General features: G+C 49.5%; 12 protein-coding genes. 1 reads left to right on the forward strand and 11 read right to left on the reverse strand.

The features are described from left to right. Nucleotides 1–221 precede the first annotated feature (221 nt). The 6 genes from NG833_RS27200 to NG833_RS27225 all read right to left on the reverse strand — a co-directional run bounded on the left by NG833_RS27200 (nt 222) and on the right by NG833_RS27225 (nt 5,804). Nucleotides 222–1,175 (reverse strand): asparaginase, encoded by a 954-nt coding sequence (locus NG833_RS27200; RefSeq protein WP_254568401.1) that lies wholly within the window; start codon nt 1,173–1,175, stop codon nt 222–224. 237 nt (nt 1,176–1,412) lie between these two features. After that, nucleotides 1,413–1,913 carry a CGLD27 family protein gene (locus NG833_RS27205; protein WP_254568402.1) on the reverse strand — a complete coding sequence of 167 codons (501 nt, stop codon included), beginning with the start codon at nt 1,911–1,913 and terminating at the stop codon, nt 1,413–1,415. Nucleotides 1,914–1,922: 9 nt separating this feature from the next. Beyond that, nucleotides 1,923–2,357 carry a ribosome silencing factor gene (gene rsfS / locus NG833_RS27210; RefSeq protein ID WP_254568403.1) on the reverse strand — a complete coding sequence of 145 codons (435 nt, stop codon included), beginning with the start codon at nt 2,355–2,357 and terminating at the stop codon, nt 1,923–1,925. A gap of 148 nt (nt 2,358–2,505) precedes the next feature. Further along, nucleotides 2,506–3,120 (reverse strand): bis(5'-nucleosyl)-tetraphosphatase (symmetrical) YqeK, encoded by a 615-nt coding sequence (yqeK, locus tag NG833_RS27215; RefSeq protein ID WP_254568404.1) that lies wholly within the window; start codon nt 3,118–3,120, stop codon nt 2,506–2,508. Nucleotides 3,121–3,138: 18 nt separating this feature from the next. Continuing rightward, the gene (locus NG833_RS27220; RefSeq protein WP_254568412.1) at nt 3,139–4,410 is read right to left on the reverse strand and encodes a glycosyltransferase family 4 protein; all 1,272 of its coding nucleotides are present in this window, start codon (nt 4,408–4,410) and stop codon (nt 3,139–3,141) included. Between the two features lie 677 nt (nt 4,411–5,087). Next, nucleotides 5,088–5,804 (reverse strand): hypothetical protein, encoded by a 717-nt coding sequence (locus NG833_RS27225; protein ID WP_254568405.1) that lies wholly within the window; start codon nt 5,802–5,804, stop codon nt 5,088–5,090. A 275-nt stretch (nt 5,805–6,079) separates the two neighbouring features. Here NG833_RS27225 and NG833_RS27230 point away from each other — a divergent pair, with 275 nt between their 5' ends. Continuing rightward, nucleotides 6,080–6,223, forward strand: coding sequence for a chlorophyll a/b-binding protein (locus tag NG833_RS27230; protein WP_254568406.1), 144 nt, complete (start codon nt 6,080–6,082; stop codon nt 6,221–6,223). A 278-nt stretch (nt 6,224–6,501) separates the two neighbouring features. Here NG833_RS27230 and NG833_RS27235 read toward each other — a convergent pair whose 3' ends face one another. The 5 genes from NG833_RS27235 to NG833_RS27255 all read right to left on the reverse strand — a co-directional run bounded on the left by NG833_RS27235 (nt 6,502) and on the right by NG833_RS27255 (nt 10,912). Further along, on the reverse strand, nt 6,502–7,584 hold the full coding sequence (locus tag NG833_RS27235; protein WP_254568407.1) for a pentapeptide repeat-containing protein: 1,083 nt from the start codon (nt 7,582–7,584) through the stop codon (nt 6,502–6,504). Nucleotides 7,585–7,661: 77 nt separating this feature from the next. Then, nucleotides 7,662–8,876 (reverse strand): pentapeptide repeat-containing protein, encoded by a 1,215-nt coding sequence (locus NG833_RS27240; RefSeq protein WP_254568408.1) that lies wholly within the window; start codon nt 8,874–8,876, stop codon nt 7,662–7,664. Between the two features lie 303 nt (nt 8,877–9,179). Next, nucleotides 9,180–9,371: a hypothetical protein gene (locus NG833_RS27245; protein ID WP_254568409.1), complete on the reverse strand. Its 192-nt coding sequence runs from the start codon at nt 9,369–9,371 to the stop codon at nt 9,180–9,182. Nucleotides 9,372–9,444: 73 nt separating this feature from the next. Beyond that, nucleotides 9,445–9,639 (reverse strand): hypothetical protein, encoded by a 195-nt coding sequence (locus NG833_RS27250; protein WP_254568410.1) that lies wholly within the window; start codon nt 9,637–9,639, stop codon nt 9,445–9,447. Nucleotides 9,640–10,036: 397 nt separating this feature from the next. After that, complete coding sequence (locus tag NG833_RS27255; protein WP_254568411.1) at nt 10,037–10,912, reverse strand: hypothetical protein; 876 nt, start codon at nt 10,910–10,912, stop codon at nt 10,037–10,039. Nucleotides 10,913–11,253 lie beyond the last annotated feature (341 nt).

Below are 11,253 nucleotides of genomic sequence, written 5' to 3' on the forward strand. Positions count from 1 at the left end.
GAAGTCGTTACTACGAACACCGGAGAAGAGAACGACTGAAGTCGTTACTACGAACACCGGAGAAGAGAACGACTGAAGTCGTTACTACGAACACCGGAGAAGAGAACGACTGAAGTCGTTACTACGAACACCGGAGAAGAAATACTTTCCCCTGTTTGTAGTAACGACTTCAGTCGTTTCCGGATTTCGGGAGTTAAAGGATTAATAGAACAATCCTTGACCTAAAGCATGGATAGTTCCCCTAACACATCCAGACGTTTATAGGGATTGAGGGTGATATGAGTTTCCGAGAGGGTCTCGGCGATCGCCGGTTCGATCCATCCTAACTGTTTCAGCAGGTGAATCGCTACGGCGTGTTTTGCCCGTTTGCTGCCATCCATGACTTTGATGGCTAAACCCATGCCTTCTCCTTCTCGTCCGATGCAGAGAACGCCTTCGGCACCGCCTTTACTCACCAGTTCCCCTTCGCTTAAGCGCATCAGTTCGGTGTCGAACTCCCCGGGTCCTGAAATCAAGGCCGGATGATGGGTCATGGCACGGACGATGCGCTCCATATCGACGTTATCCCCCGAACACAAATGGGCGTACAGGGAGGCCATCTGCCCTAATTCCATCAGATAGGTGGGTGCTGTACAGTCATCCCGGGCACTGATGAACTCTTCGGCGGGCATTCGCAGCAATTCAGCGACTTTGGTGAGAATCAAGCGCTGCACCGGGTGATTCTTCTGGGTATAGGTTTCCAGGGGAAAATTGCGCTGTTTGCAGACGGCTAACATTCCGGCGTGTTTGCCGGAACAGTTATGGCTGAGGGGACTGTCTTGGCCTGGGGGGGTGGGACAGTGGAGGGCGGTGGTATCAACGTCACAGCGCCAGAGGACGTTAAAGGCTTGCCGCGCTTGTTCGATGGTTCCTTTGTGGGAACTGCAAATAATGGCGAGGTCGCGATCGTTGAGCCCGAAGCGTTCTAGGGTGCCAGTGGTGGTCACTGCTAGGGCTTGAAAGGGTTTGAGGGCGCTGCGGATGAAGGCGGTGGTTTCTGAGTTACCGGCAACGGACAGAACCCGCCCTCGGTTGTCACAAACGACGGCCTGGACGTGATGGACTGATTCAATAATTCCTTCGCGCAGCAAGCGGACTTCTAGGGCTGCTGCTGCGGTACGTTTTCCCATTGTCATGGGTTAAATATTATGCCTTTATATTGGATAGAATGGGTCAATGTTCAGGGTCAGCCGGTCCCAGGTCTTGGGTAAGACGCGGAACGAACTCCCCTGCTACTGCCTTGTTTATAACGAATCCGGGTATGAAAAGTCGTTTTTCTATCTTACTCTTAGCCCGCGCAGGCGGGCTTTGTCCGTATAGCCCCACCCTTGAGGGTGCGGGTTTTTGCAGACCGAGGAGTACCGGATTCGGTATTATACCAAATTCCACACGATCGCACCGAGGAGGACCAAGATGCCGAGGATGGCAAAGGTTCGATGGAGGCGATCGAGGATGGGTTGGATTTGATGGCGGACGACGAGGCGATCGCGGGTTAAAATTTCCGGGGTTTTCGGCCAGGTTTGACCATCGTACCAGCCGGATTCTTCATAGAAGATGGTGGCATTGAAGAGGCGATCGCGCACATAGCGCCACCCAAAATAGAGTCTCAAGAGCAATAAGGTCAAAATGAATCCGCCACCCCCGGTACTTCCGAGGATAAACTGACCCAAGGCTTTCGCGGGAGGAAAACTCGCTGCTGCAACCGGAGCACAAACTGCCACGGACAATCCCAAAATCCAGGCCATTTTACTCAAATAGCCTTTGAGATCACGGGTCGCCCAGCTAAAAAAACAGGACTCCTGAAGCTCTTGATATTCATTGAGCGGTTGCCAATCCGGAGGTACTGGGCAGGCAGACACAGACGAAACCCTCATCGCTATTTCTTATGGTTTGCCATTGAGTTCGGCACTCAGGTCTAGGCGTTCGCCATGTCCCCAAAATGCCTCTAAATTGTAATACTCCCGTTCGGTGGGCATCAAGATATGCACGATCACGTCGCCATAATCTTGCACCAGCCAACTGCCATGATACTGCCCTTCGACTCTCCGGGGAACCCGTTGACACTCTTGTTCGGCTTGATGGGCAATTGAATCGGAAATAGCCCGGACCTGGACTCGGGAATAGCCGGTGACGATAATAAAGTAGTCGGCGAGATAGGAGACTTCCGACACCCGCAACACGATTAGATCGCCGCCTTTGCGGTCATCTGCGGCCCTGGCGATCGCAACAGCTAAACGGTAGCTTTCGGAGTTGGTTGCGGTTTGAGCGGTTTCTCGGGTTAAGGCGCTAGTCGATTGAATCGAGGAAGAATCTGTCATTCACTCTCCATTAGTTGTAGAACTTTTGGCGGTTTTAGTTGTTTATCTGGGAATTTTTACTCAATTTTTTGCTCAAAAAGCCGATTCCCTCGCTGGCTGAGAGTCTATATCGGATTGAATGAGATTTTTGAGTTCATGCTAACAAATTTTAGGCGGTAATGCGATCGCTTGCGGATGCTCTTTGGGTCCGATGCTGTTTTTGGGTCTGCTGCATGGCCCAATTGCGGGTTAATATCGTCCGGGGATGAATCATCCGTTGATGTTCGATGAGGTGGCGTAAGCTGTACTCCCCCGTCCGCCACACCGCTGCCACGAGATTTTCAAAGCTGGTTTGCCGCAACTGTTCGAGTTCGGCGCTAGTCCCTCGTCCCGGTTCTAAGGTATCGGCCAAATAAACGACACAACTGAGTGGGCTCATCTGGGGATTGCCTAGGGTATGATTGCGAATGGCTTCTAAAATTTCTTCGTCTTCTACCCCAAACTCCTCTCTAGCGACGATCGCACTCACATCGGCGTGTAATAGATGGGGTTCCCCGGCCAATATTTCATCCAGTTCTAAACCCTCGGTTTGAGCCATTTGCAACAATCGCACGGGTTTAAAATATTTGGCTAAATCATGCATTAATCCGGCCTGTTTTGCTTTTTCCACATCGAGTTGATGATGTTGAGCGAGTTTGCCACAGAGTTGTTCGACGCGCAAAATATGTTGGACTCGCGCTTGAGGCACTTGATGTTCTATCCAGGTTAAGATGCGATCGCGCATAATGTTTTAAATCTCCTGTTAAATCTCCTGCCGATGAGCCGACCGTTTATGCTTTCCTTTGCGGGAGGCGATCGCCTCTTCAAACAAGGCTTCGTATTTATTTAAAGTCTCCTCAAAAGCATAATGGGCGATCGCATACTCTCGACCTTGCCGCCCCAAAGCCTCTGTTTTTTCCCGATTATTATACAGCTCTAAAATCGCATTCGCCAGGGCTTCCGGGTCTTCCGGGGGCACAATAATTCCCCCTTCACTATTTTTAATCGCTTTCGCAGCGGTCCCCGTGGCTGGGACTGAACCCACAATCGCCCGCCCACTTGCCAGCAAAACCGGAATTTTTGAAGGCATATTAAACCCAATGACATTATGCTTTTGTAGCACTAGCCCCACATCAATCCCCCCTAACATCTCCGGGAGGGTTTCCCTTGATTGAAATGGCAACAAGGTGACATTATCCGCCCCAAACATTTCACAATATTCCCTCACCCGGCCTATGGCTTTCTGTTCCCCCACCACCACAAAAGCAATCTCCGGAATATGGCTCAGTCTCCCCGCTGCTTTGATGGCCGTGGGCAAATCCTGGGTTAAGGCAATATTTCCCGAATACAGCACCACAAATTTCCCCTGCAGTTGATGCTGATTCCGAAACTTATTCTCCTCTTTCGGTAACGGCTTAATGAAATTGGTATCCACCCAATTCGGAATTAAGGCAATTTTCTCGGCTGGAACGGATTTCCCTAACAAATTCTCGACAAACCCCTCCGCAATCACGCTGATTTTCTCCGCGCTGTGACAGGCAAATTTTTCTAATTCCGTAAACGCTCGAATCACCTTTTTATTTTTTAACAAACCCACATGAACCGCTGCTTCATGTTGAATATCTTGAATATTTAAAACCACTGGACAGCCGGTAATTCGCCCTAACAAGGTCGCCGGAATACAGACCGGCAACGGGGGAACCGTTGCCAAAATCACCTCGGGACGCCACCCGGTTAACGCCTGCGGAAAACTATTTAGGACAAAACTGCCATCGAGTAACACGCGGTCTATTAAGGACGGTTCCGGGCGAATATACACTAAACTGCGTTGAATTTTTACGCCGTTTCTGTCTTCATTAAAATACCATTTGCCCTGATATTCCGGGTAAATTCGGCGTTCTGGGTAATTAGGCATCGCGGTGACGACGCGGACTTCATGGCCTCGATTCACCAGTCCTTCTGCCAATTCGGTCATTAAAGGAGCGATACCGATCGGTTCAGGATGATAGTTGTAGGAATAAATTAGAATCCGCATAAAATGAGTGGTAGTCAAGGGAGTGCTGTTTTCATCGTTGGGGAAAATGCCCATCACTCTGAATTTCTGGCGTCTTCAAGATTCCCCCTTCTTAAGACATTTTATCCAGACCCTAGGGCAAGCGAACAAGATAGACCCGGGAAGGAATGGACTTGCTCCAGGAGCAACCTGTGAGGAGCATTGTACTCACAATTCTAATTTCAGCCTCGTCAAGGATCCCTGATTGGACACCATCCCAGGAGTTGGGTCGGGTTGCATCTCAAACATAACTTGTTTTTGCAGCGATGATATCCCGGAAAGATTTAGCTCCATTCAATTGTTTTCCCGCTTACGGAACTGCTCCTGTGGTTGGCCTCTTTTCTATTGCCTCGTTGGTAGTTGCACGCCTAGGCGATTCTGCCCAATGACAGAACTCGTTTGGGTTACCCTACAGGTTATTTTATTATATTATAGTCAAAAAAATACAGAGGCCACATCCACCCAATCATCTAGCCGCATCAGGGTCTATCCTGAAGATGATTGCCGTTGAGGAGTGTAAAATTTGTTTAAATTTCGGTTCACTCCCTCTTGCCTGGGCCTTTTTTTAGCTTCGCGAAATCACCGAGGTGCTTTTTGCCCTCCATCTTTCATCCAGACCCAAAACTCTGAATCCTGATTTAACCGCCCAGTCCATCAGTCTAACTTCTCTTGACTTGTAACTTTCCAATTTTAAAGTTGACTACGGTGGAAAAAACCGAAACTATGAAGTAAAACAAGCGAATGACCCAACCGCGACCGGCGTACAAATAGCCTACAACTTCTGGACTTAATCTAGTGATTCGAGCAAATCTAGCTTTGCTTTTTCTCTCTAATTCTTCTAATTCTATCATTTCTTTTTCTCGAACGGGTAAAGAAGGTGATTTGGCGGTATAAATATAGTATCCAATAAATCCGTCTTGCTGAGAGGTATTTTGTCTCAAAAACGAATTGGTAATTAACTCGGCTTGATTATAGGAAATATTTTCTTGAGCAGAAAATAATTGAACCCAATTATAATATTTAAAAATTGTGCCGGTACTAAAAATTAAGGGAACTAATACCGCTAAGGTTAAACCACTGACTCGCGAGGCAAAGTAACGGGGTAACAAAATGGTGGCCACGCCAAATCCCATGCCCAAAATACCAAATACAATGATATTCAGAAGTTCCATAATTTCTAGGCTTAAAAGCGCGTCGCCTATGAGGGGAATTTGATAGACCAAAGCATCCCCAAGTAGAATGGATATAAATTTGATCGCCAATGCGATCGCCACGACTGCACAAGTCACTAAAAGATACAGCAAGGTGCGGCCCAACAGTTTGAGGTGAAGCATTCGCTCTCCGTGGAAGTCAGAAATACAGGCTGATAATAACATTTTGCACCTTTGGCATTGTTGGGGGCCTGTTGTTCGCTCCCCCTTGACAGCACCCTAGGGCCACCTTGAATCCCGGGTGGAGCCTCTACCCTCGTCGGGAGGATGATTCGTTATAGCAGGTTTACGGTAGGTTGATGGCTAAATTTTATGTCGTTAATTGCCAATTGTTAATTTTGGGACCCTTTGTCAGGATTTTGTAACGAAATGTTGCAGGTTTCAAAACTATAGGTTAAGTTATATTACAGAGACTTGACTAACTAGGAGTTTTCTGAATCATGGATGACACAAAAGCAAAATTCGGATTTACAGAGTTTGCGGAAACCTGGAATGGTCGTCTGGCAATGCTAGGTTTTGTGATTGGGGTGGCAACTGAGTTGCTGACGGGACATGGCATTCTGTCTCAGCTCGGACTTATGTAACGCTTAAGAATATTTTTCTTTCCCTTCTAAGAGAATCACGCGAACAACCGAATGCCTGAAAGTACCAACACTACTTTCAGGCACTTTTTTTATCCAAGGAAGGGACCACCCTGAATCCAATCGGCTTTTTTTGAGTGCGATCGCCCCGCTTCCAACTCATACCAAATCCGCTTGTCAAAAGTCCGTTTTCTCTTCAGCCCGCGCAGGCGGGCTTCGTCCGGATAGCCCCACCCTTTAGGGTGTGGGTTTTTACAGACCTTTGACAACCGGATTCCGTATCAATCACCGTCCGCGTTATCGATCCCAGGGTCCTCGGATTCAAAAATTGCCCCTAGCTTAATCAAATCCTGTTTCAAAGATTCGGAAACACCCACCGTCTGAACAAATCGCGCCCGATCGCAAATCACTCCCGTCCACTCCACGCGACTGACATCGGCCCCTGTTAAATCAGCATCGGTTAAATTCGCCCGACTCAAATCTGCATTTTTAAGAATGGCATCCACCAAGCAGACCCCCGAGAGATTAGCCCCCCGCAGATAAGCTGCCGTAAAATTAGTCCGACGGGCGATCGCATTCGTGAGATTAGCCCGATTTAAGTTCGTGCATAAATCAGCATCACTCAGATTAGCCCCACAGAGGTTAGTCCGGTTGAGATTGGCATTGGTTAACTGGGCGTGAGATAAATTCGCCCCAGCCAAATTCGCACTGGATAGATCCGCCAGTTCCAAATATGCATTGCTAAAATCGGCATTTTCCAACTCCGCACGACTCAAGTCCGCATAATGGAAATCGAGATTGCTCAGATTACCCCCAGCAAAATCCTCCAGGGGATTGAGTCCCAGACTATGGGCGATCGCGATAAAATCATCGCTTTTAGTTTCAAAAAACAACTCGCGGGCGATCGCCAGGAGACGGTCCTGACAATCCCGCACCCGATCGCCCTCCCCGAGGTGCTGATACCCGATTTTTAACTGATAGAGGAGTTGACCCTCCAAGGCTTTATCCGCCATTGCAATTGCGATCGCCATCCGGCGTTGTTGATAGGCGATCGCCAATTCATACTCTCCCAGAGTCGAATAAGCCGTTCCTAAATTTAACAAGGCATTTCCCTGTCCCTGGAGGTCCTCCAGATCTTGGGCGATCGCCAGATGCTGCTCGTAACAGGCAATTGCCGCTTTGAGATCTCCCAGGGCCTGATACGCCGCCCCCATATTCCCTAGGGCCGCCCCTTCCCGACCGCGTTCAGCCATGTCTCGATAAAGGGTCACCGCCTGACGCCAAGACTCCAGGGCCGCCTCAAACTCCCCCTGCTGATATTGGGCAATTCCTTGTTTTAGCAGTAAATCTCCTTCACTCGTCATATTAATCACTTCAGCATCAGGTTCAAGGGGGAGCAATTCACTTTTGAATCAAACCGTTCAACGATGTTCGGGTAGTATCAAGGCTCAAAAATAGCCCCGCGTGCCTTGAGGTCCTGTTCCATCTGTGCAGATAAACCCGAATCCAGCTTGAAACGAGCTTGATCCACATTCGCCCCAGTCAGGTTCGTATTGGTGAGGTTGGTCATAACTAACCCGGCCTGATGCAAATCAGCCCCAGTTAGATTCGCCCCAGACAAGTCCGCATCACTGAGATTGGCATTACTCAAAGAAGCCTCTTGCAGATTGGCATTTTTGAGGGAGGCCCCGCTCAAAGAAGCCAGGGCCAAACTGCATCGATGGAGGTCTGCACCAGATAGATTGGCATCGCTCAACAGTGCACCACTGGCATCAGCCCCAGCTAATTTGGCCCCAGCCAAGTTCGCTTCACTTAAATCAACATCACTCAAGTCAGCACCGCGCAATTTTACCCCCGGGAGTTCAGCACCGCTGAGGTCAAGTCCGCGTAAGTTACAACCCCAGAGTTTGGCCCCAGCGAAATCCCGAAACGGGTCCAGATCGGCGAGTTTTGCCAGTTCGATAAAGTTATCGGTGGTCGCGTCTAAAATTGGGGCGATCGCCTCCGCAATCGGGGACAAGTCTCGATGGGGGGGAACCTCTTCTACCGCCGTGGGTGCTTCCGGTGAGCCAGCATAGTGCAGTTCGGTTCGAGTGAGATGCGGTTGGAACTGACGTTCCACGAGCGATCGCGTCAGCAGTCGCTCTAAAATGCCATGTTGATTGGGATTGATATCGTGGGGCCACAGTCCTTCCGACTCTACCATGAGGATATTAGCGGCAGTGACCTGGAATGTGGCTTGTACGCGCACAGGGGTTCCGCTGACTTGCAACCGGGCGAGTTTCAGAAGTCCTAGACTGCCTTTGAGAATGGAGCCATTCCCGGTCAGGTCTAAAATCCAATGGGAAGGAGTTGGGGTCGCGGTGGTGACTTGACAGGAAATGATCTGCGATGGCGAAGAAGTGATGTCTGCTAATTCGGTGAGCAAACCCACTCCCTCGGGGAGGGTCGCATTTTCCAGATTTAGCATGAGCTTGCCACCCGTCAACCCAAACTTAAAACGACCGCCGAGGACCTCTTGCCAGACTTCCTGAAAGTGTAGGGTCAAGTTCAAATCTAGGAATGCGGTGCCATTGGGCGGATCTAGGATAGGGGTGCCGGTCAATTCAATCGACAGGCAATGGAACTGTGGACGATCAGAAGATGGTTGTTGCATAACCCAGGCGCGAACGATCTGCTTCGGAATTTGCCTAAGCTTTTACCGTATCACGAGCTAGGGCATCCCATCTCAATTTGCCAGAAAACGATGAGAGGGCGATCGCGTATCGGGTTTAACCCCCAAAAAAATTTAAGGGCCCTGCTTTTGAGTTAAAGCAGGCCCTTAATTGGAGGTCGATGCAATTTAATAGTTGAATTCAACGGGCTAATATTAGCGAGAATCAGAGGCTCTCAGAATTTTTGTCGCGATCGTCGGCACAAAATCCGATTGAGTTTTGCGATTCAGACCGACTGTTTCGGATTAGCTCATGGATGCGCCATTGCTGTTATAAGGCTGACAGCCATTAGACTGGCATTGGTCCGCATTGCTGTTCCAGCATTCACTCTCGTCTAAACCAATTTCTTCAGCACTTCGGGTCAACATGGATTGCTGGCGATTTTTGGCGAGATGTTGATGACGATTCATTCTTGCGCGAGCTAGATCTTCAGACATTGGATTATTCTCCTTTTTTTATCGGTGAAATTTTACAAAAAAAATGATTGCTGTCAGGGACAAGGGGATTGACTTAGCTCATCGTAGATTTAGAGCGGTCATAAGAGGTCCTGAAGTCAGACGGGGGTTTGCCTTGAATGGTGCTGGAGTAGTCGTCGGGATCCAGTCCGATTTCAGCGGCGCTGCGGAATAACATGGATTGCTGACGGTTTTTGACAACTTGATGGTGACGCATCATTAATGCACGAGCTTGATCTTGAGTAGACATTTGAGTAGCCTCCTGGTTTTTTTCGGGGGAGTTTTTTGCTGGAGTTTTTTCTCCTGTTTTCACTATAAAGGTAAATTCTGTAAAAAATGCTACAAAACCGCTGATTTTTACAAAAATTTACACAAATCTTTGGGATCACTGGAAAGTCCTGTCAATACTGGGATTCCGATGAGGGTACGGGGACTAAGTATTGCAACAGGTTAACTTTTCCTGTGATCCTGAGAAGATTTTGGGGAGATGGGGGAGATGGGGAGATGGGGGAGATGGGGGAGATGGGGAGGTTGGGGGAGATGGGGGAGATGGGGAGGTTGAGGAAATCTCTGGCAGTGCGTCAAAAATCTTGGACAGAAACGCTGGTTTCTTGTCCTGGGGTTCTCATACGGTACTGACGCTGGCCCTAGGGGGAGAGTTGGTTGACTCGTTCTTGAGCGTAAAGGAGATTGGTTTGGTATTCTTGGGCCTTTTTCTGGGCTGTCGAATAGTCTCGACTCTCTTCTGGGACGGATTCCATCAGACCGATCGCCTGTTCCCACTCCTGAGTAACCTTCATCCAGTCTTCCTGAGTTTCGGCCCATTGGGTCAAACTGGCGGCACTCATCGCCTGATTCACCGCGTAGCGGAATATTTCGTGGGGTTGGGGCGCGGGAGAAGGGGCTTGGGTTGGAGGTGGAGGGGGCGGTAAGGGGGAGTTTGTGACTGGCATCGGGAAGAGTGGAGGCGGTGGCGGGGGTGCGTAAGCGATTTGGGTGATTCGGGTACGAGCATAGGACCAATTGGTTTGGTACTCGACTGCCTTTTGTTCAGCAACAGGGCGATCGGGACTGTGGGGAGGGACCGCTTCCATCAGGGTGACTGCCTCGGACCACCAGGACTCTACCGTTTGCCATTGCGCCTGAGTGCGTGCAGATTGCGTCAGGGTCGCCGCTGTCATCGCGGCATTGACAGCTTGGCGAAAGGCATCTTCCGGGGGAATGGCTGTAACTTCATCCTCTGGGGAGGGCGGAGAAAGCATCACCGAGGGAGCAAACTGGGGAGTGAACCCTCCGAACAGATGAAAAGCGGTGAGGGTGACTGTCGCGATCGCCACCGTACTCAGGGGGATAACAAATTTGGAGGGATTTGGTGCGATCGCCCCAGGGGTTTGAGTAGTTTGAGGCGATCGCGCAGAAGACTGACAAAGCCAAACAGGAAGTTCCTTTTTTTCCCAGGAGGGGGAAGAGAATCTGTCAGAAACTGGAGAAATTGAAGGGGAGTTAACCTGAGATGTTGCCACCTTTGTGACCCTTAAGGATTGTGAAAGAACAGGTTCAGAGGGTTGAAACAGTGAATCTTGCCAATCACAATTAGGGCAATTAAATCGGGGGGTGCGAGGCTTCAATCGGAGCGAAGCGCCACAACGGGGACAGGGAAAATGGTTAAAGACAGGATTGGAATCAGGCATTGATTCGAGGCGATCGCAGCAGGCAACTCGATCTCTTTTAGCACAATTTTCTGCCCTTAGGGAACTCCAAAAAATAAAATCTCCAAAACGTTCGTTTGCAGTGACTGCTCAATGGAGTAGTCAATGTAGGGGCGCAATGCTTGCGCCCTCCGGAGGGCGCAAGCATTGCGCCC

The sequence above is a fragment of the Oscillatoria sp. HE19RPO genome (assembly GCF_024220515.1).
In the GTDB taxonomy this organism is placed as follows: Bacteria; Cyanobacteriota; Cyanobacteriia; order Cyanobacteriales; family Laspinemataceae; genus Laspinema.